Source organism: Curtobacterium sp. C2H10, from assembly GCF_025407985.1.
In the GTDB taxonomy this organism is placed as follows: Bacteria; Actinomycetota; Actinomycetes; order Actinomycetales; family Microbacteriaceae; genus Curtobacterium.
Genome location: NZ_JABXGF010000059.1, coordinates 1 through 21,295, shown reverse-complemented (window position 1 = coordinate 21,295; position 21,295 = coordinate 1). Strand labels below are relative to the sequence as shown.

At 71.6% G+C, this 21,295-nt stretch carries 21 protein-coding genes; 5 read left to right on the top strand and 16 right to left on the bottom strand.

All coding sequences use genetic code 11. The features are described 5' to 3' along the window. Positions 1-227 precede the first annotated feature (227 nt). On the bottom strand, positions 228-647 hold the full coding sequence (locus HWD93_RS16090; protein ID WP_071294394.1) for a DUF3151 domain-containing protein: 420 nt from the start codon (positions 645-647) through the stop codon (positions 228-230). Between the two features lie 288 nt (positions 648-935). Between HWD93_RS16090 and HWD93_RS16085 the strand changes: the two genes are divergently transcribed. Then, positions 936-2,510 carry an ABC-F family ATP-binding cassette domain-containing protein gene (locus tag HWD93_RS16085; RefSeq protein ID WP_261647366.1) on the top strand — a complete coding sequence of 525 codons (1,575 nt, stop codon included), beginning with the start codon at positions 936-938 and terminating at the stop codon, positions 2,508-2,510. Between the two features lie 21 nt (positions 2,511-2,531). Here HWD93_RS16085 and HWD93_RS16080 read toward each other — a convergent pair whose 3' ends face one another. From HWD93_RS16080 to HWD93_RS16030, 11 genes are all read right to left on the bottom strand, one after another. Further along, positions 2,532-3,227, bottom strand: a complete 696-nt coding sequence (locus HWD93_RS16080; RefSeq protein ID WP_261647365.1) for an SDR family oxidoreductase — start codon at positions 3,225-3,227, stop codon at positions 2,532-2,534. Positions 3,228-3,332: 105 nt separating this feature from the next. Then, positions 3,333-3,821 carry a VTT domain-containing protein gene (locus tag HWD93_RS16075; RefSeq protein ID WP_261647364.1) on the bottom strand — a complete coding sequence of 163 codons (489 nt, stop codon included), beginning with the start codon at positions 3,819-3,821 and terminating at the stop codon, positions 3,333-3,335. A gap of 36 nt (positions 3,822-3,857) precedes the next feature. Further along, positions 3,858-4,889, bottom strand: coding sequence for a YihY/virulence factor BrkB family protein (locus HWD93_RS16070; protein ID WP_092384718.1), 1,032 nt, complete (start codon positions 4,887-4,889; stop codon positions 3,858-3,860). Between the two features lie 4 nt (positions 4,890-4,893). After that, on the bottom strand, positions 4,894-5,412 hold the full coding sequence (locus tag HWD93_RS16065; RefSeq protein WP_261647363.1) for a hypothetical protein: 519 nt from the start codon (positions 5,410-5,412) through the stop codon (positions 4,894-4,896). Between the two features lie 384 nt (positions 5,413-5,796). Then, positions 5,797-6,840, bottom strand: coding sequence for a Gfo/Idh/MocA family protein (locus HWD93_RS16060; protein WP_261647362.1), 1,044 nt, complete (start codon positions 6,838-6,840; stop codon positions 5,797-5,799). Positions 6,841-6,910: 70 nt separating this feature from the next. Further along, complete coding sequence (locus tag HWD93_RS16055) at positions 6,911-7,837, bottom strand: prenyltransferase (RefSeq protein WP_070417104.1); 927 nt, start codon at positions 7,835-7,837, stop codon at positions 6,911-6,913. Then, complete coding sequence (locus HWD93_RS16050; protein ID WP_071294389.1) at positions 7,834-8,214, bottom strand: lycopene cyclase domain-containing protein; 381 nt, start codon at positions 8,212-8,214, stop codon at positions 7,834-7,836. The genes HWD93_RS16055 and HWD93_RS16050 overlap by 4 nt, the downstream gene beginning before the upstream one ends. Beyond that, complete coding sequence (locus HWD93_RS16045) at positions 8,211-8,552, bottom strand: lycopene cyclase domain-containing protein (RefSeq protein ID WP_261647361.1); 342 nt, start codon at positions 8,550-8,552, stop codon at positions 8,211-8,213. The genes HWD93_RS16050 and HWD93_RS16045 overlap by 4 nt, the downstream gene beginning before the upstream one ends. After that, the gene (gene crtI / locus HWD93_RS16040; RefSeq protein ID WP_083295095.1) at positions 8,552-10,183 is read right to left on the bottom strand and encodes a phytoene desaturase family protein; all 1,632 of its coding nucleotides are present in this window, start codon (positions 10,181-10,183) and stop codon (positions 8,552-8,554) included. The genes HWD93_RS16045 and crtI overlap by 1 nt, the downstream gene beginning before the upstream one ends. Further along, the gene (locus HWD93_RS16035) at positions 10,180-11,112 is read right to left on the bottom strand and encodes a phytoene/squalene synthase family protein (RefSeq protein ID WP_261647360.1); all 933 of its coding nucleotides are present in this window, start codon (positions 11,110-11,112) and stop codon (positions 10,180-10,182) included. Before HWD93_RS16035 ends, crtI begins: the two co-directional genes overlap by 4 nt. Then, positions 11,109-12,167 carry a polyprenyl synthetase family protein gene (locus HWD93_RS16030; RefSeq protein ID WP_071303425.1) on the bottom strand — a complete coding sequence of 353 codons (1,059 nt, stop codon included), beginning with the start codon at positions 12,165-12,167 and terminating at the stop codon, positions 11,109-11,111. The genes HWD93_RS16035 and HWD93_RS16030 overlap by 4 nt, the downstream gene beginning before the upstream one ends. Before the next feature lie 21 nt (positions 12,168-12,188). Between HWD93_RS16030 and idi the strand changes: the two genes are divergently transcribed. From idi to HWD93_RS16015, 3 genes are all read left to right on the top strand, one after another. Continuing rightward, positions 12,189-12,731: an isopentenyl-diphosphate Delta-isomerase gene (gene idi / locus HWD93_RS16025; RefSeq protein ID WP_261647359.1), complete on the top strand. Its 543-nt coding sequence runs from the start codon at positions 12,189-12,191 to the stop codon at positions 12,729-12,731. Between the two features lie 52 nt (positions 12,732-12,783). Then, positions 12,784-13,386 (top strand): glycerol-3-phosphate responsive antiterminator, encoded by a 603-nt coding sequence (locus HWD93_RS16020; RefSeq protein ID WP_071294384.1) that lies wholly within the window; start codon positions 12,784-12,786, stop codon positions 13,384-13,386. A gap of 250 nt (positions 13,387-13,636) precedes the next feature. Beyond that, a complete protein-coding gene (locus tag HWD93_RS16015; RefSeq protein ID WP_261647358.1) occupies positions 13,637-14,686 on the top strand; it encodes a magnesium and cobalt transport protein CorA in 1,050 nt (349 codons plus the stop codon). A gap of 79 nt (positions 14,687-14,765) precedes the next feature. On the opposite strand, the gene HWD93_RS16010 is transcribed toward HWD93_RS16015, so the two are convergent. The 4 genes from HWD93_RS16010 to HWD93_RS15995 all read right to left on the bottom strand — a co-directional run bounded on the left by HWD93_RS16010 (position 14,766) and on the right by HWD93_RS15995 (position 19,906). Then, positions 14,766-16,193, bottom strand: a complete 1,428-nt coding sequence (locus tag HWD93_RS16010) for an FGGY-family carbohydrate kinase (RefSeq protein WP_261647357.1) — start codon at positions 16,191-16,193, stop codon at positions 14,766-14,768. Continuing rightward, positions 16,190-17,722, bottom strand: coding sequence for an FAD-binding oxidoreductase (locus HWD93_RS16005; protein WP_261647356.1), 1,533 nt, complete (start codon positions 17,720-17,722; stop codon positions 16,190-16,192). Before HWD93_RS16005 ends, HWD93_RS16010 begins: the two co-directional genes overlap by 4 nt. Positions 17,723-17,819: 97 nt before the next feature. Then, positions 17,820-18,596: an SDR family oxidoreductase gene (locus HWD93_RS16000; RefSeq protein ID WP_261647355.1), complete on the bottom strand. Its 777-nt coding sequence runs from the start codon at positions 18,594-18,596 to the stop codon at positions 17,820-17,822. Positions 18,597-18,622: 26 nt separating this feature from the next. Continuing rightward, positions 18,623-19,906 carry a nitrate/nitrite transporter gene (locus tag HWD93_RS15995; protein WP_261647354.1) on the bottom strand — a complete coding sequence of 428 codons (1,284 nt, stop codon included), beginning with the start codon at positions 19,904-19,906 and terminating at the stop codon, positions 18,623-18,625. Between the two features lie 309 nt (positions 19,907-20,215). On the opposite strand from HWD93_RS15995, the gene HWD93_RS15990 reads away from it, so the two are divergent. Continuing rightward, complete coding sequence (locus HWD93_RS15990; protein ID WP_070417111.1) at positions 20,216-21,238, top strand: LacI family DNA-binding transcriptional regulator; 1,023 nt, start codon at positions 20,216-20,218, stop codon at positions 21,236-21,238. Positions 21,239-21,295: the final 57 nt, after the last annotated feature.

Genomic DNA, 21,295 nt, shown 5'->3' with positions numbered 1-21,295 from the left:
CATCACGACCTCAGACGAGGTGCTGCAGCAGCTGACGAACCTGAAGCGGCAGCGCGGCGGCGCGGCGCGGCCGCGGTCGCGCGCTAGCCGCCGGCGGCTCGCCGGTCTCGCACAACGGAAGTCACCTCGAACCAGGCGGAAGCGCGGTTCGAGGTGACTTTCGTTGTGCGACGGCCGGGCGCGCCAGCGCGAGCGCGCGGGGCGCGGGCCGCGGGGCGCGGGGCGCTCTACGCGCTCAGCGCCGGGATCGCCGCCGGGTCGGACGCATCGAGGAACTCCGTCAGCCGCTCGGGCTCGCCCGGCTCCTCGATCGCCGAAGCCGCCCGCCGCAACGCGAACAGCGCCCGCAGCACGCCCCGGTTCGGCTCGTGCGACCACGGCACCGGCCCGGCGCCGCGCCAGCCCGCCTTCCGCAGCGCATCGAGCCCACGATGGTACCCCACCCGCGCGTAGGCGTAGGACTCGAGGGTCGCCCCACGCTCCCACGCCTCGTCGGCGAGCAGTGCCCACGCCAGGCTCGACGCCGGGTGCGACACCACGACGCTCGCGACGGGGGCGTCGGCGGCGAGGGCGGCGGTCACCTCCGGCTCGGCGGGCAGGAGCGTCTCGGGGTTCGCGGTCGGGTTCGGCAGCAGGTTCTCCGGCATGCCCCCAGCCTGTCACGGCTCGAGGGCCTTGCGCGGCGCGAGACTCCCGGCGTACCGTGGGCGGGTCCTCGTCGTCATCGCGAGGCCACCGGTGCGGGACGACCGACCGGCGGTGCGGGTGGCGGTCACGCAGGGCTCCCCGACGGAAGTGGACGAATTGCTGTCGATCACCGGATCTGCTCAGCCCTCGCGCTGACACCGTGATCGTCGCGCCCCGTCGGGCGCTCCGCCCTCCCGTGGCGGGTCCGGTGTCGTGCGCCCAGCATCGACCACCGGGGAGGCACCCGTATGCCCATCAGTCCGTCCGTCGTCCTGAACGACCTCAGTTTCGCCTGGCCCGACGGCACCGTCGCGCTCAGCCACCTCACCACCGCCTTCGGCCGTGGCCGGACCGGCCTGGTCGGGAGGAACGGTGCCGGCAAGTCGACCCTCGTCCGGCTGGTCACTGGTCGGCTCCACCCCACGTCCGGCACCATCACGACGTCCGGTCCCGTCGACCACCTGCCGCAACGCCTGCAACCACAGAACGACGACGCGGTCGCCGACCTCCTCCGCATCCGTCCGACCCTGACGGCCCTCCGCGCGATCCTCGGCGGTGACGCCGCTCCGGAGCACTTCGACGCCGTGGGCGACGACTGGGACCTCGAGGAACGTGCGGCCGCGGCGCTCGACGGCATCGGCCTCGGCATCGGCGCCGACCTCGAGCGTCCGGTGAGCACCCTGTCCGGAGGTCAGGCCGTCCTCGTGGCGGTCGCCGGCATCCGGCTACGGGGGCTCCCGATCGCGTTCCTCGACGAGCCGACGAACAACCTCGACCGTCGTGCCCGGAGCATGTTGCTCGACATGGTCGACGACTGGCCGGGCACCCTCGTCGTCGTCAGCCACGATCGCGAGCTCCTGGAACACGTCGACGAGGTCGCCGAGCTCCGCGCGGGCGGCATGACCGTGTTCGGCGGGACCTTCAGCGCGTTCGAGGAGCACCTCTCGGTGCAGCAGGCCGCCGTCGAACGCGAGGTCCGGGTCGCCGAGCAGCGGCACCGCACCGAGAAGCGGCAGCGCATCGAGGCCGAGACGAAGATCGCCCGTCGGGCCCGGTCCGGGGTGAAGGCCGCCGAGGGGATGCCGAAGATCTTCGCGAACGAGATGCGGAAGCGCGGCGAACAGACCGCCGGGCGGCTCCGCACCGGGTACGCCGAGGACGAGGCCGCCGCACTCGCCACCAAGCGCGAGGCGGAGGGACGGTTGCGCGCGGACGAGTCCATCCACGTGACGCTCCCCGACCCGGACGTGCCGGCGTCGCGGCAGATCGCGACCATCACGCTGCGCGGGCGGGCGACGATCGTGCAGGGTCCGGAGCGCATCGCGGTCGCCGGGGACAACGGCGTCGGCAAGACGACGCTCCTCGAGCAGCTCGTCGGGGTCCCCGGCGCGCGGGCGCACCCGTTGCCCGACACGACTGCGGTCCCGCACGTCGAGCGCATCGGCTACCTGCCGCAGCGGAAGGACTCGCTCGACGACGCGCTGTCGGTGCTCGAGAACGTCCGGCGGGATGCCCCGCACGTCCCGCCGGCCGAGGTGCGGAACCGGCTGGCGAAGTTCCTGGTGCGCGGGGACACCGTCGACCGCCCGGCCGGCGCGCTCTCGGGCGGGGAGCGGTTCCGGGTGGCGCTGGCGAGCCTCGTGCTCGCGGATCCGCCGCCGCAGCTGCTGGTACTCGACGAGCCGACGAACGACCTCGACCTGACGAGTGTCGACCAGCTCGTGGACGCGCTCCGGGCGTACCGGGGAGCCCTCGTGGTGGTCAGTCACGACGAGACGTTCCTCGACCGCCTCGACCTCACCACGAGGATCGAGCTCGGGTGACCCGCCCCCCGTCGCAGCGGGTCAGCGCCGCCGCGTCGGCCGGATCGCCAGCGACTCGATCGCGCCCCGCTCCGGCAGGTCGACCACGGTCCGGACGGCGTCGGCCACGTCCGAGGGCGCGAGGTAGTAGTCGGTGTCGTAGTCCTCGCCGAGCTTCTCGGTCAGCGCCCGCTGCATGTCCGAGTCCGTCCGGCCTGGGTGCACGCTCGAGACCCGGACGCCGTTCGCCCGTTCCTCTTCCCGCAGGGCATCGGCGAACGCCCGCAGCGCGAACTTCGACGCCGCGTACACGCCGCCGCCGGGGCCGGAGTGGAACCCGGCTCCGCTGTTGATCGGCACGACGATGCCGTGCGCCGCGCGGAGGGCCGGGAGGGCGAGCCGCGTCAGCTCGGCGACCGCGAACACGTTCGTGGCGAAGACCTGCTCCCACACCTCGCGCGGGGTGTCCGCGACGGTCGAGCCCTGCTCGACCCCGGCGGAGTGCACGAGGACGTCGAGGCGCTCCGGCAGCGGCGGGAACTCGCCCGCGCCGAGGTCCCCCACGAACGGCGACGAGCTGGGCAGCTCGGCGACGAGTGCGTCCACGGCGGCGGCGGTCCGGCCGCCGACGAGCACGTGGTGCGTGCGTCCCAGGTCGAGCGCGATGGCCCGGCCGATCCCACGGGTCGCGCCCGTGACGAGTGCGGTCGGGCGGACGGGAGGCGCGGTGTCGGTCATGCGCACCACCCTACGGAAGCCGCGGGGCGGCCCGGCACCGCGCCTCCAGCCTGTGGAGAACCGGACGACGGCCGCGGGGCGGGCCGGCACCGCGCCTCCTGGCCGTCAGACCCGGGACGTGTCCGCGGCGAGCCGGCGACGACGCCGGACCGTCCACACGGCGACCGCGGCGGCCGCCGCCAGCACGACGAGCACGACCACGCCCCACGGCGACCCCGCGAACGCCGCGAGCACCGCCCAGAACAGCGCGATCCCCACCGTCGCGTAGACGAACGCCCACGCCACGCAGCCCGGGACCATCGCGATCGTGTACCGCCACCACGGCACCCGGGCGATGCCGGCGGCCGCGTTCATGATCGTCTGCAGCCCCACGGTGAGGAAGCTGACCGTCACGACGGGCAGCCCCCAGCGGTCGAGCAGCGCCGAACCCCGACGGACCGCCGCCGAGTCGAGCCAGCGACCCCAGCGGGACCGCGCCGCGCCGGTGACCGCGAGCCGTGCCAGCCAGTAGGTCGCCTGCGCGCGGCAGAGCACCACGACGAAGAGCGCGAGGACCAGCCACCAGAACGGGAGCCCCTCGAGGAAGGACGGCACGGGCGAACCGTAGCGAGCCCGACCGGGAATGTCCCGTCAGCGGCGGTCGGCGTCCTCGCGGATCTTGATGCCGTCGAGGACGTCCTGCGCGCGCTTCTCGTCCTGCTTCTCGATCTGCCGGGTGTCGCGTTCGGGGAGCTGGATGTCCTCCTCCGCACGGATGCCGGCCTGCAGCTGCCGTCCACGCTCGAGCTCGGCGTCGAACTCCGCGCCGAAGAGCAGCGCGTTGTTCGTGATCCACACCCACAGCAGGAAGACGATCACGCCACCGAGGGATCCGTACGTGGCGTTGTAGTTCGAGAAGTTCCCGACGTAGAAGCCGAACCCGACGCTGGCGACGACGAGGATCAGGATGGCCACGATCGACCCGCCGCTGACCCACCGGAACTTCGGCTGCTTGACGTTCGGCGCCCAGTAGTAGAGCACCGCGACGACGATGATCGCGATGACGAGCAGGATCGGCCACTGCACGATGCTCAGGACGGTCGCGGCGGCGTCGCCGAGCCCGATCACGTCGCCGAAGCTGCGGGCGAGCGGGCCGGACACGAGCGCGAGCAGCCCGAGGACGAGCAGGACGACGGTGAAGAGCGTGACACCGAGCATGGTCGGGCGGAGCTTCCAGATCGGACGCCCCTCGCGGACGTTGTAGATCCGGTTCATCGCGCGGCCGAACGCGCCGACGTACCCGGAGGCCGACCAGAGCGCACCGACCACACCGACGATGAACGTGATCGGCGCCGCTGGCGAGCGCACGAGTCCCTCGATGGGGTCCCGGAGCAGGCTGACGACCTGCTCGCCTCCGATGTTGTTCACGAGGTCGAGCAGCGTGTCGATCGTCTTCTTCGGGTCGGACACGAGCCCGAGGATCGACACCACGGCCAGCAGACCGGGGAAGAGCGCGAGCACGGTGTAGTAGGTCAGGCTCGCGGCGAGGTCGGTGCACTGGTCGCTGGAGAACTCGCGGAGCGTCTTCTTCAGCGTGTAGACCAGCGTGGGCTTGGTGAGGTCCGCCGGGCTGTCGGGCTTGCGGGGGTCGTCGGGTTCGGGCTTGTGCTGCTCGCGTGCCACGGGACTACCCCCTCGCCTTCAGTGCCTGCTTCGAACGCTTGGCGGCCTGCTTGCGGTTCTTCGTCGCGCGGCGCTGGACCGCGGCGATCCCGGCGCGCTGCTTGACGCGTGCGCGGTGCTGTGGGTCGCGTTCGAGCGACTCCTCGGCGGCCTTCGCACGGGCCTTGCGTCCCTTGCGTCCGGGCTGGCTCTGCTCGGCTGCGCCCGGGCCGTCGCCACCACGGGCCCCGAACGGCAGCAGCGCGGTGAAGGCCGACGATGTGGGCGGCTCGGCGAGGTGCCCGGCGGGGTTGTTGCGGATCGCGATGCCGACGACGATCGCCGTGACACCGGCTGCAGCGGTCACGCCCATCGCCACGAGCGGGGTGGGGTCGCGGTGCCAGCGCTGCTTGGTCTTCGCGATCGCCAGGCGGGTGCGCGCCGGGATGTCCGCACGACGTCGGATCTCGGTCACGGTGTCCGTGATTCCCTCACGTGTGCGGACGTTCGCGAGTTCGAGCTCGGGGAGACTGTCCTTGGCCATTCCCCATTTCGTACACGCTCGGGCCGGGGTCATGTCCAGCCCCGGGCGTGTCCCGCGCACGGCGGACGCGGCCGGCGGGCACCGCCGGTGCCGATGCCGGTCTCGCGAAAGCGACAGATCCGCGGGCCGGCCCGCCGTCCGTGTCGCGAAAGCGACAGGGTGCCGCGGGAACGCGACGGCAGACTGTCGCTTTCGCGGGGCGGGAGCGCGACCGGACGGCGGCCTGGAGGCGCGGGTCGGGCCCGCACCGCGCCTCCAGTCCGTGCCGCCGGAGCGACAGACCCGTGGGCCGGCCCGTCGTCTGTGCCGCGGAAGCGACAGGGTGCCGCGGGACCGCGGCGGCAGGCTGTCGCTTTCGCGGGGCGGGGCGGGGCCCGCCGGGCGTCAGGACGGGACGACGACGTCCTCGGGCAGGCCCGACGCCGCGGAGCGGCCCGCCGCCTCCATGAGCGCGAGGCTCCGCAGGTTGTCGCGACCGCTCGTCGCCGGCGCGGGACCACCGGACACCGAGCGCGCGAACGCCTGCAGCCCGCCCTGCCGGTCGGTGTGCGCCATCGTCGGCAGCTCGACCGCCTCGGCCCCGTCGTCCTGCGTCCGGCGGACCGTCACGCGGTCCCCGGCCACCGCGTTCGGCTCCCCCGAGCGGCTCGTGAACCACAGTTCGCCGTCCTCGCCCTGGATGCTCCACTCGCCCGCCCAGGCCGTCCGGGGGCCGCGCGAGAGCCAGCTGCCGCGGTAGCTGACCACGAGGCCGTCGTCGAGCTCGATGATCATCGAGGCGACGGCTTCGTCCTGGTACTTGCTGTACGACGGGTACGACGACTTCGCGAACACGCGGACGGCCTCGCGACCGGTGATCATCCGGAGGAGGTCGAAGTGGTGGATCGCCATGTCGTTGATCATCGCGTGCGGGAACCGGTAGTGCGGGTGCTCCTCGAACGCGAGGTCGTTGTCCCACTGCCGGAAGTCGACGTTGATCGCCGAGAGCTCGCCGACGGTGCTCGCGGCGAGCAGGTCCTGCACGACCCGGGGTGCGGGGTACCAGCGGTAGTTCTGGCTGACCTGCAGCACGAGCCCGAGCTCCTCGGCACGACGGACCGCGGTGACGGCCTCGTCCGTGGTGTTGGCGAAGGGCTTCTCGACGAGGACGTGCTTGCCGGCCTCGAGCGCCTCGAGGGCGAGCGGCACGTGCGTCACGGCGGGGGCGGTGATCACGACGGCATCGGCTTCGACCCCGGCGAGCGCCTCGGTCAGGGACGCGAACGCCGCCGACTCCGGCAGGCCGAGGTCCGACCGCACGGCGTCCAGTGTCGCCGGGACCGGGTCGACGATCCCGACCACCTCCACTTCGGTGACCTCCGGGATGGCGGTGCGGGCCCAGTTGCCGCCCCACCCTCCGAGACCGACGTGGATGATCCGGACCGTCATGCGTGCACTCCTTCGTGGCTGGCGCCCCACGACTCCCGCGGCGCGTGCGTCCAGTCTGTCAGGGCACGGGTCAGTGCGTGAACGCGTACGCGATGAGTGCCATCGTCACGATGAACCCGGCGAGGTAGTTGATCCAGAGGAACCGCTTCCACCCGGCGTTCGCGGACTCCGCGCCCGCGTCGGTGACGTTCCACCACGGCAGCACGTTGAGGGCGTACGGCACGACGACGATCGCGGCGATCGGACCAGGGAACGCCGAGAACAGCAGTGCGACACCGGCGACGAGGTACGCCACGAACGCCAGGCGCACGGTGGCGCGGGCACCGATGACGGTCGCCACGGAGCCGATCCCACCGGCCCGGTCGGCGAGGACGTCCTGCACGGCACCGAACGCGTGCGACGCCACGCCCCACAGGAAGAACGCCACGCACACGGCGACGAGCTGGCCGGTCCAGTGCGGGCCGGCGAGCGCCAGGCCGTAGATCGCCGGCGAGACGAAGTGGGTGCTCGACGTGAGCGAGTCGAGGAACGGCTTCTCCTTGAAGCGCAGCCCCGGTGCCGAGTAGGCGATGACGGCGAACACGCTGATCGCGAGGACGAGCCACGACCACGGCCCGTTGCCGGACACCGCGCCGAGCACGACGAGCGCGACCAGGAACGGCACGTTCGTGACGACGACGGCCCACAGCGTGGTGCGGTGCACGCTCTTGTCGAGCAGGGCACCCTCGACCCCGCCCTTGCGCGGGTTCCGCAGGTCGGACTCGTAGTCGAAGACGTCGTTGATGCCGTACATCGCCAGGTTGTAGGGCACGAGGAAGTACACGACGCCGACGAGGAACGCGACGAGCGAGAACCCGCCGCCACCCTCGACACCGACCCCGCTGCCGAGCAGGTACGCGGCACCGAACGGGTACGCGGTGTTCACCCAGCTGATCGGCCGGGACGACACGAACAGGGCGCGCAGGGTCGACGGCCTGGAGGCGGTGCTCGCGTTCATCGGGTCGGTTCCTCTTCGTGGGATGGCCGGGTGGGTCGGTCGAACAGGACCCACAGGCTGGGGAGCAGCACGATCGCGGCGATCGAGTACGCGAGGTCCTCGACCGGGATCGCCCCGATCTTCGCACCACTGATGAGCGCCGGGTCGTACGCCACGATCCGCAGCGTCACGATGACGTTGTCGAAAACGATCGTCATGACGAGCAGGGCGATGCCGGCGACGAGCCCGGTCACGAGGGCGATCCGCCGGCCGGTCGGTGCACGGCGGCCCCGGGCACGAGCACGTCGTGCGGCGACGACCCCGGCGGCGACGGCGACCACCGCGACCGCGGCGAAGAACGGCAGCGCGAGCAGGGCGTACGCGCCGGAGCCGGTCACGATCGGCTCCGCTCGGCCCGCCGCAGGCCCCGCGCGACGAGGGGCTGCACGAAGCCGACCAGGTTCATGGTCGTGTAGCAGAGCAGCAGGAGGAAGAAGAGCTCCTCGAGCGGGACGTCCGGCGCGAGGAGGACCCCGGTCAGCAGGTTCTGCGGCCCGATGAAGAAGATGCCGAGAGCGACCCCGAGCACGTCCCACAGCAGGAAGAACGCCACGCCGACGACCATCACGGCCGCCGCCCGCCACGGCGCCCGCCAGAAGAACAAGTGCAGCCGGGCGTCGAGGACGGTCATGCCGAGGAGCGACACCAGCAGCCCGGCGAGGTAGAGCCCGGGCATCAGTCAGTGGCGCCGGGCCGCCGGAGCGGTGCCGGGAGCGGTTCGGTGCTGGTGTCCCCGTGGATGCGCTTGAGGAGCACCTCGGCGCTGATCAGGCACATCGGCAGCCCGATGCCCGGGATCGTCGAGGCACCGGCGTAGTAGAGCCCGTCGACCTTCGCCGAGGCGTTCTTCTCGCGGAAGAACGCGCTCTGCTTGAGGGTGTGCGCCGGCCCGAGCATCGAGCCGCTCCAGGCGTTGTAGTCGTCGGCGAAGTCCCGGGGACCGATCGTCCGGCGGACCCGGATCCGGTCGCGGAGGTCCGGCACGCCGGCGCGCTCGGCGACGACGTCGATGGCGCGGTCGGCGATCCGCTCGACCTCGTAGTCGCCGGCACCGTCGATGCCGCCCTTGCCGATCGACAGGTCGGCGGGCAGCGGCACGAGGATGAACAGGTTGCTCGATCCCCGCGGTGCGACCGAGGCGTCGGTCTCCGAGGGAGCGCAGACGTAGATCGACGCCGGGTCGGGGACGTGCCGGTCGGCGCCGAAGATCGCGCCGAAGTTCGCCTTCCAGTCCTCGGTGAACACCAGCGTGTGGTGCAGCAGCCCCGGCACGGGCCCGTCGACGCCGAGGTAGACGAGCACCGCGCTCGGCCCCGGGTCGCGCTTCGCCCAGTGCGCGGCGGGGTACGTGCGGTGCTCCGCGTCGAGCAGCTGCAGCTCGGTGTGCCGGAGGTCGGCGGCGCTCACCACGAGGTCGGCGGGCGCCGTGTGCTGCGCACCGGCGCGGTCGCGGTGGACGACACCGGTGACGTGGCCGTCCTCGACGACGATGCGCTCGACCTTGGCGCCGGCGATGATCTTCGCGCCCTCACGGCGGGCGACGCGTTCGACGGCGGAGATGACCTCGGTGATGCCGCCCTTCGGGTAGAGCACCCCGTCGGCGAGGTCGAGGTGGCTCATGAGGTGGTACATGCTCGGCGCCGCGTACGGGCTCGTGCCGAGGAACACCGCCGGGTAGCCGAGGACCTGCCACAGGCGGCGGTCCTTGACCGCGGACTCGGCGAAGGTCGAGAGCGGCTCGATGAGGAGGCGCGCGAGCTTCGGGAGCCGTCGGAGGACGTCGGGGGCCGCGAGCTTCGTGAGGTCCTGGAAGGTCGTGTAGAGGAACCGGCGGATCGCCATCGCGTAGGTGTCCTCGGACGAGGCCAGGTACTTCCGCATCCGTCTGCCGGCGCCCGGCTCGACGGACTCGAACAGGGCGATGTTCGCCTCCCTGTCGGCACGGAGGTCGATCGGGTCGTCGTAGCCCTCGCTGTACACGCGGTACCCGGGGTCGAGCTTCTCGAGGTCGAGCTCGGCGTCGGCCGAGGTGCCGAGCAGCTGGAAGAAGTGGTCGAACACCTCGGGCATGAGGTACCAGGACGGGCCCGTGTCGAACCGGAAGCCGTCCTGCTCCCACGACCCGGCACGGCCGCCGAGCTGCCCGCGCTGCTCGAGCACGGTCACCGAGAAGCCGTCCCGCGCGAGCAGGGCGGCGGACGCGAGTCCGCTGATGCCGCCGCCGATGACGACGGCACGTCGGGCGGGCACCTTGCGCTTGGTCGTGGTGCCGGCATCCTTCGGACTGGAGGCGCGGGGCGGGGTCACACCGTGCCTCCCGTCCGGTGGTGGGTCGCGCGCGACCGCAGCGGCGCACGTCCGGCGAGCACCTGCGCGGCCAGGCGGGCCTTCACCGGGTTCGGGACGCGCACCCGGGTGGTGACCAGGCGGTCGGCGGGCGTGGCGGCGATGCGGTCGTTGAGCTCCTGGAAGAGCGCGTGCGCCAGGCCGACGGCGTTCCGCGCGTCGGCCGGCAGCAGCCGGACGGTGCGGGCGGCCCGGTCGAGGTCGGACTGCACGTCGGCGATCAGTCGTCCCTTCGTCGCCTCGTCGAAGCTGCGGATGTCGACCCCCGGGAAGTAGGAGCGGCCGAGCACCTCGAAGTCGGCGTGCAGGTCGCGCAGGAAGTTCACCTTCTGGAACGCGGCACCGAGCGCTCGGGCGCCGTCGACGAGCACGGTGCCGTCGAACGTCGGCCGGCCGGCGCGGTGGACGAACGCACGCAGGCACATCAGGCCCACCACCTCGGCCGAGCCGTACACGTAGCGGTCGAAGGACTCCTGGTCGTGCTCGGTCCGCTCGAGGTCCATCCGCATCGAGGCGAAGAACGGCCGCGTGAGCTCCGGGCCGAACCCGGTGACCCGAGCGGTGCGGGCGAAGGCGTGCACCACCGGGTTGACGGAGAAGCCGAGCGCGATCGCCCGCTCGGTGTCGGCCTCGAGCTCGTCGAGGACCGTCCGGGCGAGGTCGTGGTCGAGTCCGGCCTCGGTCGCGGGCCCGTCGACGACCTCGTCGGCGACCCGGACGAGGGCGTACACGTTGCGGATGTGCTCACGCGTGTCCTTCGTGAGCAGCCGACTGGCGAGCCCGAAGGACGTCGAGTACCGGTCGATGACGACGCCCGACGCGGCCTCGGCCGTGGCGTCGTAGAGCGGGAGCCGGGTCGTGAGACGCGGCTCCGTTCGGCTGTGGCTCACCGGGCGCGCTCCACGAGTTCGGTCACGAGGGCCTCCAGGCGGTCGGCGAGGTCGTACGGCAGTCCGGCGAGCTCGGCACGGGCGAGTGCGGTGTGCTCGGCGATCCGCGATTCGGCGGCGGCCCGGGCGCCGCAGGTGACAAGGGTCGCACGGAGTTCGGCCGCGCGCTCCTCGCTGAGGTCCGGGTCGCCGAGGTACGGCGCGATGTCCGGCCAGCACTCGGTCGTCGCGGCGTGGGCGATCAGCATGGTGCGCTTGCCCTCGCGTAGGTCGCCGAGGACGGTCTTGCCGGTCGTGCCCTCGTCGCCGAAGACCCCCAGCAGGTCGTCCACGATCTGGTAGGCGATCCCGATCTCGCGGCCGAAGGCGCCGAGCGCCTCGACGATCGGTTCGGCGGCGCCGGCCAGCACCGCACCGGACTGCAGCGGGGCCTCGAACGAGTACACGCTCGTCTTCGCACGCTCCATCTGCAGGACCTCGTCCACCGTCGGCATCACCCCGAGGGCGAGGTCGACGTCGGTCATCTCGCCCGCGGCGCTGGCGAACACGGCCTCGTCGAGGAGTTCGAGCAGGCGGGCACGTCGGTCACCCGTGACGCCGGCCGACTCGATGAACCGGGGTGCGCCCGCGAGCGCCAGGTCGCCGGCGATGACCGCGGCGCTCATGCCGCGGTGCTCGGCGGTGGGCAGCGGCAGTCCGCCCGTCGTGCCCGTGTCGCGGAAGGACCCGGCCACGTTCGGCTGCCCGCGGCGCGACCAGTCACGGTCGATGACGTCGTCGTGCACGACGAGCGCGGTGTGCAGCAGCTCGTACGCGGCACCGACGTGCGCGGCCGCGTGCAAGTCGTCGCCGCCGAGGCCGGTGTAGGCGGTGAGGACCATGCGCGGGCGGAAGCGCTTGCCGCCCATGCTCGCCTTGCGGAGCACCCGCCAGAGTTCCCCGGACGGTCGTCCGTACCGCTCGGCGCGCGCCGACGACACGGCAAAGAAGCGCTCGAGGCAGTCGTCGACGAGCGCGAGGTCGATGTGCGCCACGGTGGCCGCTTCCTCGCTCATTGGCCTAACCTATCGATGCAGATGACGACTTTCCCTGAATCCGTGGTGCTCCTGGCCGATGACCGTACCCCGATCGGTGCGGCGGACAAGTTCACGGTGCACACCGACCACACGCCCCTCCACCTGGCCTTCTCGTGCCACGTGCGGAACACCGACGGCGACGTCCTGGTGACCCGTCGTGCGCTGTCGAAGAAGACGTGGCCCGGGGTGTGGACGAACACCTTCTGCGGCCACCCCGGCCCCGACGAGTCGTTCGAGGACGCGATCGCCCGACGGGCCTCGCGTGAACTCGGCATCACCGTCCGCGACGTCGAGCTGGTGCTGCCGGACTTCCGGTACCGCGCCGTCGACGCCTCCGGGATCGTCGAGAACGAGGTCTGCCCGGTCTTCCGCGCGGTCACCGACGACGTCCCGGCTCCGGCCGACGACGAGGTCGCCGAGTACGCCTGGGTCTCCGAGGCCGCGCTGCGGGAGTCGGTCGCCGGTGCGCCGTTCGCGTGGAGCCCGTGGCTCGGGTGGCAGCTCACCGAGCTCGCGACGGCCGGTCTGCACATCACCCGCTGACCCGCGCGCGCCCGCCCGCGATTGTCAGGGCGCGTCATCGACAATGGTCGGTATGACCACGACGGAACGCGATGTCGCACCGCGGGCCGGAGCCGACGCCGTGCTCGACGCACTCCGCGACGACCCGGTGATCGCCAGCGTCAAGGACGCCTCCGCGCTCGACGAGGTGCTGGCCTCCGACCGGGGCGTCGTCTTCGTGCTCTACGGCAGCGTCCTCGACGTCGCGGACATCGTCGCCCGGGCGAAGGACGCCGGCAAGACCGTGCTCGTGGACGTCGACCTGCTCGACGGCTTCGCTGCCCGGGACGTCGTCGTGACGTGGATCGCCGAGCACACCCGAGCGGACGGCGTGCTCTCCACCAAGTCGAACCTCGTCCGGGCCGCCAAGCGCGCCGGGCTCGTCGCCGTGCAGCGCTTCTTCCTCGTCGACTCGTTCTCGTACCACCAGCTCCCCCGCGTGGTCGAGCAGGCCGGACCCGACGCGATCGAGATCCTGCCCGGGTGCATGCCGCGCGTGATCACCTGGCTCCGGGACGACACCGCCGTGCCGGTCATCGCCGGCGGCCTGGTGTGCGACAAGGCCGACGTGATGGCCGCCCTCGGTGCCGGAGCGGTCGCGGTCGCGTCGTCGAACCGCGACGTCTGGGGCATGTGAGCGTTCGTTCACTTGGCTCCGCCGACTCGACGGAGTAGGGTCGGCCGTCGGTCACGGGTGTGGCCACGAGGCTGCGCACCGCGGCCGACGGACCAGCAGAAGGGCAGGTGAGGCGCGATGTCGGGTGACCATCCTCGATCGGGCCGGCCGCCCCTGACGGTCGTCGCCGTGCCCGTTCGCTGAGCAAACCCCTCCCCCGGATCACTCCGGGGTCACTTCGCGCCTGCCTGCTCCCGAGAGGAGCACGCACATGGCACTGATCGACAACGCGATCTACGTCGAGGGACGTCGCGTCGGGTCACCGTCGACCCTGTCGCTCGCCACCGGGGGCGACCTCGCCTGGATCGGGCTCTTCCGCCCGGACGACACCGAGCTCGAGGCCGTCGCGACCGAGTTCGACCTGCACGAGAACGCGGTGGAGGACGCCCGCAAGGGACACCAGCGCGCGAAGCTCGAGCGGTACGGCGACACACTCTTCCTGGTGCTCCGACCCGCGTGGTTCGACACCACTGCCGAGACCGTCGAGTTCGGTGAGGTGCACCTGTTCGTCGGCGACCGGTTCGTGGTGAGCGTCCGGCACGCCGAGCGTCCCGACCTGGCGGCGCTCCGTGCCCGGGTCGAGGCCGACCCGGAGTTCCTCGCCCGGGGCTCCGAGGCCGTCACCGCCGCCGTGCTCGACGAGGTCGTCGACGGCTACGCCCCCGTGGTCGAGATCCTGCAGGACCACGTCGACGCCATCGAGGACCAGCTGTTCGCCGGGCAGGTCGACCCCGGCGTCTCGAAGCGGATCTACCAGCTCCTCAGCGAGGTCCTGGCCTTCCAGCGCGCCACGAAGCCGGTGCCCGCGATGGTGAAGGGGCTGCTCCGCGGCGCCGAAAAGTACGGCGTCGACGACGAGGTCCAGCACCGCCTGCGGAACGTGCTCGACCACGCACTGCGGGTCACCGAGCGGGTGGACTCGTTCCGGGCCCTGCTCGAGAACGCCCTGACGCTGCACGCGACCCTGGTGTCGCAGGAGCAGAACGAGGCGATGCGCCGCATGACCAGCGCCAGCCTCGCGCAGGGCGAGGAGAGCCGCCAGCTCGCACGCGCCGCGCACCGGCAGGGCGAGGAGGTCAAGAAGATCTCCTCGTGGGCGGCGATCCTCTTCGCCCCGGGACTCATCGCGGGGGTCTACGGGATGAACTTCGACCACATGCCCGAGCTCCACTGGCGGTACGGCTACCCGGTCGCGATCCTCGGGATGCTCGCCCTGATGGGCGTGCTCTGGGCGATCTTCCGCAAGCGCAACTGGCTCTAGACGGTCGCAGCGACGGACGGGAGGCGCGGTGCCAGCTGGCACCGCGCCTCCCGTCCTCCGAGCGGTCGCGTCGCACCCGTCAGCCGACGATGGCCGCCGTCCGCCGGTAGACCTCGTCGGTGTGCGCCGTCACGTCCGCGTGCACGGCACGCAGCGCGTCGTATACCGCCGCGGTCGGCGGGTCCGGCGTGAAGCGGTCCCGCTCGACGACCATCGCCGCGGCCGCAGCCTCGAACGACGGGTGCACCCCGGTCGCGACCGCCGCGCAGATCGCCGCCCCGCGCCCCGCAGCGCTGTCGCCCACCACACGGATGGTCGGCGCCTGGAACACGTCCGACATGATCTGCATCATCAGGTCGGACGACGAACCACCGCCGGAGACGACCACCCGGCGGTACGCCGTCCCGAGCTCGGCGGCCATGGCATCCCCGCGGTCGCGCATCGTCATCGCGATGCCCTCGAGGATCGACCGGTACACGTGCGCCCGGCCCTGCCGTCCGTCGAACCCGAGGATCGAGCCCTTCCGGAACGTCGCCTCGGCCGGCGCGAGCCAGTCCAGGACGGTCAGCAGCCCGTCCGATCCCGCGGGGACGTCGGTGGCCTCGCGGCCCAGTCGGTCCTCGGCGCGCTCGCCCGCAGCGTCGGCCGCTGCCGCGAAGTCCGGCCCGAGCAGGTCGCGGAACCAGCTCACGGTCCACATGCCGCGACGGATCCCGCCGGACTCGTAGAGGTAGCGGCCCGGCTCCGAGCCGAAGTTCGTCCAGAAGTCGGACGCCCCGTCGATGTTCCGCTCGCCGACCGACATGCCCGCGATGTACGTGCCGAGCGACACGAGGAGCGTCGTCGGGTCGAGGAGCCCGCAGCCGAGGGCCTCGACGGCCTTGTCGTTGGCCGTCGCGACCACCGGCAGGCCGACCGGGAGGCCCGTGGCCGCCGCGGCCTCGGCCGTGACGGTGCCGAGGACCTCGCCCGGCGCGACGAGCTCGAACAGCTGGTCCGGTCGCATGCCGGTCGCGGCATACGCCGCTTCGTCCTCGCTCCACCGCCAGGTGTCGGTGTCGATCGGCCAGACGCCCTGGTAGTTGGCCGCGGTGTCCCGGAAGGCCCCGGTGAGCCGGTGCGTGACGTACCCGGAGGACGTCGTGACGTACGCCACGTCGTCCTGCTCGGCGACGAAGGGCGCGCCGACGCGGGCGTCCATCCAGCTCAGGACCGGCTGTGCCAGCGACCCGTCGGCGCGGAGCACCGCCCGGCAGAACCGGATCGTGCAGAGACCGACGCCGACGATCTCGGACGGGTCGCCCGGGAACGCCTCCATCGCGATCCGGCACGCCGCCGCGATCGAGTCCCAGAGGTCGTCGTCCGGGTGCTCGACCACCCCAGGGGCCGGCGTGTGGTTCGGCCGCAGCGGCACACGCCCCTCGGCGACGACCCCGCCCCGCTCGTCGAAGACCGTGACCTTCGACGACTGCGAGCCGTTGTCGATGCCGACGAGGTACCTGGTCATGCGCCGGTGCGCCCGCTCGTCGCGCGACCGAACGTCGTGTCGGGGTCGGCCGCGGCCGGCTGGATCGCGCCCGGCTCCGGGAAGATCGTGCCCTTGTTCATGATGCCCTTCGGGTCGAACTGCGCCTTGAGTCCCTGCATGATCGCGAACGCCGAGCCGTGCTCCTCCTCGACCCAGGGGGTGCGGTACTTGCCGACACCGTGGTGGTGGACCATCGAGCCACCGTGGCGCAGCGCCTCCTCGACGATGATCGCGTTGAGGGGGATGTGGTACTTCTCGATCTCCTCCTCGGGCGAGCAGTCGATGCGGTAGTCGTACACGAAGTACATGTTCGTGCCGGTCTGGTAGCTGTGCGACGAGTGGCCGCCGAGCATCGTCAGGTCACCGGCGTACGGGTACTCCTCGCGGATGCGGCGCATCACCGCGTCGTACACGTCGCCGACGGCCGACCAGTCCGCCGAGACCTCGGTCGTGTAGCCGAGCTGCCCGTCCCGCAGCATGACGGCCTTCTCGGCGTCGATCTTGTCCTGGCCCCAGTTGAGGTTGTCGAACCACGCCTCGATGAGCGCGGGGTCGACCTGCTCGTGCGGGTGCTGGGCGAGGACGCGCTGGATCTCCTCCGAGGTCGCACGGACGATGCCGGCGGGCCCCTCGGCGACGAAGACCACGACGCACTTGTCCTTCGAGAAGTGCGAGAAGTGCTGGTTGGCGTCCTCCGGCGAGTACAGCCGCACGACCGAGGGGTGGAAGCCGTTCGTGATGACCTCGCGCAGGATCGCGATGCCCGTCCGCATGTCGTCGACGAGCGCGCCGTGGAACTCGTTGTTCTCCGGCTGGTACGTGAAGAGCTTGACGGTGACCTCGGTGATGACGCACAGCGCACCCTCGTTGCCGATGACCACGTGGCGGATGTCCGGGCCGGCCGAGCGGCGCGGGACGGCCTTGATGCGACGGACCTTCCCGCCGGGGAACACGGCCTCGAGCCCGACGACCATGTCCTCGATCGCGCCGTACAGGGTGGAGAACTGCCCGATCGAGCGAGTCGCGACGAGGCCGCCGTACTGGGCGAGCGGCTTCGACTGCGGCGAGTGGCCGGTGGTGAGGCCCTGTAGGCGGAGCTCGTCCTCGAGGCGCTGGAGCGGCACACCGGCCTGCACCGTGACCTGCATGTTCTCCGGGTCGATCTTCAGGACGGCGTCCATCCGCGAGCAGTCGAGCACGATCGTGTCGACGACGCTCGTCTCGAGACCGCCCTCGGTACCGGTGCGACCGGTGCGCGGGACGATGTTGACGAGGTTGTCGTCCGCGAACGCCAGGATCGCGGCGACGTCCTCGGTCGACTCGGCGTTGACGATCGCGACGGGGGTCGGGGCGTCGTGGATGCCGTGCACGGACTGGTACTTCTTGAACCGGTCGACGCTGGCGTCCTTGAGGTGCTGCTCGTCCGTGTCGATCTGTTCGGGGCGGACGATGCCGGCGAGACGCTGCAGGATCTCGGCCCGGTCGAGGGTGGCGATCGAGTCGATCATGGTGGTGAGCCCTTCGTTGGTGTGTTTCGTTGCTCTGGTCTGGTGGTCTGTGCCCAGGAGGCGCGTGGCGGCGCCGTCACGCGCCTCCTGTCCGTCGTCAGCGGACGAGGTACCCGCCGTCGACGGTGAGGGTGTGGCCGTTCACGTAGTCGGATGCGTGCGAGGCGAGGAAGACCGTCGCGCCCATGAGGTCGGCGACGTCGCCCCAGCGTCCGGCCGGGATGTGGTCGAGCACGCGCTGGTTCGTCTCCGGGTCCGACCGGGTCTGCTCGGTGATCTTCGTGGCGAAGTACCCGGGCGCGATCGCGTTCACCTGCACGTTGTGCTGCGCCAGCTCGTCGCAGTACGCCTTCGTGAAGCCGACGATCCCGTGCTTGGTGGCGGCGTACGCGGGCGACCACTGTCCGCCGAGGAACGCGAACAGCGACGCGATGTTGATGATCTTGCCCGAGCCCTGCGCGACGAAGTGCTTCGCGACGGCGTGCCCGAGGGCGAACGGCGCGGTGAGGTTCACGGCGATCATCGGGTCCCACTTCGCGCGGTCGAACGCATCGACGTCGTCGAGCAGGCAGATGCCCGCCGAGTTGACGAGCACGTCGACCCCGCCGAGCCGCTCCGTGCACGCGTCGACGATGCGCGTCGGGGCGTCGGCGGCGGTGAGGTCGACCTCGAGGAACGCGTACCGGCGTCCCTCGCCCTCGACGAGCGCCCGGGTCGTGCCGTCGTCGTCGACCACGCTCGGCACGAACACGTCGGCGCCGGCCTTGGCGAGGGCGAGCGAGAACGCCTGGCCGAGGCCCGATTTGCCGCCGGTGACGATCGCACGCTTGCCGGCGAGCGAGAACAGGTCCATCGAGAAGTCGCGGATGTCCATGGGGTGAGGGGTCCTTTCGAGGTGGGTCAGGCGGCGACGACGACGTCGGGCGCCGGGCGGTTCCGCAGTTCGCGTGCACGGACGCGCATGGTGAGGGTGGTGAGCAGGAAGCCGAGGACGGCGGCAGCGAGGAGGACGGCGAACATGGTCGTGTAGCCGCCGCCCTGCGAGGGCACGCCGTTCGCCGGGTCGCCGACCCACCACGCGCCGAGGGCGGGGAGGAAGGCGTCCGGCAGGTAGGCGATGCCCGAGGCGAGCCCGATCACGCCGCCGCGCTGGGCGAGCGGGACCTCGACCTCGCCGACCTGCGCCCAGTAGATGCCGCGCGAGGTGAACACCGCGAGGCACATCACGATCATGAGCACGACGGCGATCCACACGAGGGCGGGGTCGTGCGGCAGGAGCAGGAAGCCGACGGCGCTGATCGCCGCGACCACGAACGCCCACCGGAGGAACGCCGGCGACGACTTCGTCCACCGGTCGACGAGCACGCCGCCGACCGGGCCGCCGACGATCTGGAACACGTACGTGCGGACGACGCCGATCGCCCCGAGGAGCACGACGGGCACCGCGAAGCCGTCCTGCAGCAGCGGCGTGAGGTAGCCGAGCAGCGTGTAGAAGCAGTACATCGCCATGATCGAGAAGCCGATGAGCCAGGTGTACTTGTTGCGGGCGGCGGCCCCGAGCTCCCGGAGCGACACGGCCTGCCGTCCGACCTGGCCGAGGGCGTCCCGGTCGGTGCGGACGACGACCAGGACGAGCACGGCGAACACCAGGCAGAGCACGCCGTAGATGCGCATCACCCAGAGGACCCCGCCCGTCTCGGCGATCGCGGCGGCGACGATGGCGGCGCCGACGAAGCCCACGACGGTCGACGTGATGCCGCGGACGCCCTCGAGCCAGCCGAAGAGCCTGCCCTGCTCGTCGGCGGTCCCGAGCATCGAGACGAGCTTCACGAGCGACGACCAGTACAGCCCCATGCCGAGGACGGCCATGAGCACGTGGGCGACCACGATCCCGGTCTCACCGGGCACCGTCGACAGCCAGAGGTCGACGATCCCCATCCCCGCGAGCGCGATCACGATGAGCGCCTTCGGCGAGAAACGGTCGGCGAACCAGCCGCCGCAGAAGTACATGAGCACGGCGACGGCGCCGAAGACCGACGTGATCTCGCCGTAGCGCTGGATGGTGAGGTCGAGCGCGTGCGCGGTGTCCGCGAGGAACACGAACCGGATGTACGCGACCTGGAAGATCACGCCGCCGGTCATCGACAGGACGATGAAGCTCGTCAGTCTGCGGGCCTTGGTCAAGACCACTCCTTCGTGGTGGATGGGGTTCGGTGGACGCAAAAAAGAGAACAGCGACACCCCAGCGCTGGTGCGCTGCGGGTGTCGCTGTTCTCTGAGGTCTGGAGCGACTGCCGTCCTCGGGCGGACGGCCGATCTGCAGTTGTGCGTTCCGGTACGGGCGATATGCCGGATACGACGTGAACCGTACCCCACCGGATCGGGAAACGACAACTCAGGTGGCGTGGATGCCGGAGGCGTGCATAATGATCTGGCTCGGAATGTGAACGTGCACATGGGCGTGCCACGGCCCCGGGCAGGAAACGAGTAGCAATGGCGTCGACGCGGGCACAGCAACCGCGGTCGCCCAGCATCCGCGACGTCGCGCGGGTTGCCGGTGTGTCCCACCAGACGGTGTCTCGGGTGCTCAACAACTCGGACGCGATCCGGGCCGAGACCCGCGACCGTGTCCTCGCGGCGATGGAGCAGCTGCAGTACCGGCCGAACCGTGCCGCACGGGCACTGGTCACCAGCCGGACGCGGACGATCGGTGTGCTCACGGCGCAGCGCTCGCACTACGGGCCGGCGGTGACGATGCAGGCGATCGAGGACGCCGCGGTCAGCCGCGGGTACTCCGTGACGACGGCGAACATCGCCGAGCCGACCGACACCGCCGTCCGCGACGGCCTCGGGCACCTGCTCGACCAGGACGTCGAGGGGATCGTGGTCATCGCGCCGCAGCAGCGGGTGTTCGACCTCATCGAGGAGCTCGGGATCCGGACGCCGTACGTCACGATGCGCTCGAGCGTCGGCGAGGACCCGACCGCGCTCTGGGTCGACCAGATGGAGGGCGCCCGGCTCGCGACGGCGCACCTGCTCGACCTCGGGCACGAGTACGTCCGGCACATCGCCGGTCCGCAGGACTGGATCGAGGCGGACGCCCGGATGCAGGGCTTCCTGCGCGAGATGTCCGACCGCGACATGCCCGTCGTCCCGCCGATCCTGGGCGACTGGTCCGCCGACTTCGGGTACCACGCCGGCCGGGAGCTCCTGCGCTGGCGGGACTGCACCGCGATCTTCTGCTCGAACGACGCGATGGCGCTCGGCGTGGTGCACGCCGCGCGCTCGTACGGCCTCGACGTCCCCGGGGACCTGTCGGTGGTCGGTTACGACGACATCCCCGAGGCGAAGCACTTCTGGCCGCCGCTCACGACCGTGCAGGTGGACTTCGCCGAACTCGGCCGGCGGTGCGTGGACCTGCTCCTGCCCGGCGACGACGATGCCGTCCTCCGGCCGATCGACATCGTGCCCCAGCTCGTGGTGCGCGGCTCCACGGGCGCTCCGCGCAAGCGCTGAGCGCCGCGCGGGCGCGGCCGCGCCGCGGCTCGGCGCGGTCGCACAACGCAAGTGCAT